The sequence below is a fragment of the Arthrobacter sp. STN4 genome (assembly GCF_024539665.1).
Taxonomy (GTDB): domain Bacteria; phylum Actinomycetota; class Actinomycetes; order Actinomycetales; family Micrococcaceae; genus Specibacter.
In genome coordinates this window covers 1-725 of record NZ_JAKZGX010000086.1, presented here as the reverse complement: position 1 = coordinate 725, position 725 = coordinate 1, and the positions used below count along the sequence as shown (strand labels likewise).

Annotated in this window: 1 protein-coding gene; it reads left to right on the top strand. The window is 65.4% G+C overall.

Going from position 1 to position 725, the window contains the following annotated elements:
* Positions 1 to 725, top strand: a 725-nt coding sequence (locus MMF96_RS19440; protein ID WP_256884481.1) for a mannose-1-phosphate guanylyltransferase, incomplete at both ends; no start/stop codon positions are given.

Here is a 725-nt window from a genome sequence, read left to right as displayed (position 1 = left end):
CGGGACCCGCAGACCATCATGGGTTCCTTTGCCGCGGATCAGGTGATCAGTCCGGAGGGGGCGTTCCGGGATGCGGTGCGGGAGGCGATTTTTACGGCGGCGACGGGGAAGATTGTCACGATCGGGATCCGGCCGACGCATGCCTCGACGGGGTTTGGGTATGTCCGGCGGGGGCGGGCGTTGGCGGTGGCCGGGGCGCCGGGTGCGCATGAGGTGGTGCAGTTTGTGGAGAAGCCCAGTGAGGAGGTTGCGGAGCAGTACCTGGCCAGTGGGGAGTACAGCTGGAATGCGGGGATGTTCGTGGCGCCGGTGGAGTTGATGTTGCGGCATTTGAAGGCGAACCAGCCGGTGTTGTATGACGGGTTGATGGAGATCGCCCAGGCGTGGGACACCCCGGAGCGGGTGGCGGTGAAGGACCGCATCTGGCCGACGTTGCCGAAGATCGCGATTGATTATGCGGTGGCGGAGCCGGCGGCGGATGCGGGGGACGTGGCGGTGATCCCGGCGTCCTTTAGCTGGGATGATGTGGGGGATTTTGCGGCGATTGCGCGGTTGAGCAGTGCCAAGGAAGTGAAGGACGTGAAGGTCATCGGGGAGGGTGCGCGGGTCTTTACCGAGGACAGCACCGGGATCGTGGTGACGGACACCAAGCGGGTGATTGCGTTGATCGGCATCCAGGACGTCGTGGTCGTGGACACCCCGGACGCGCTGCTGGTCACCACCCG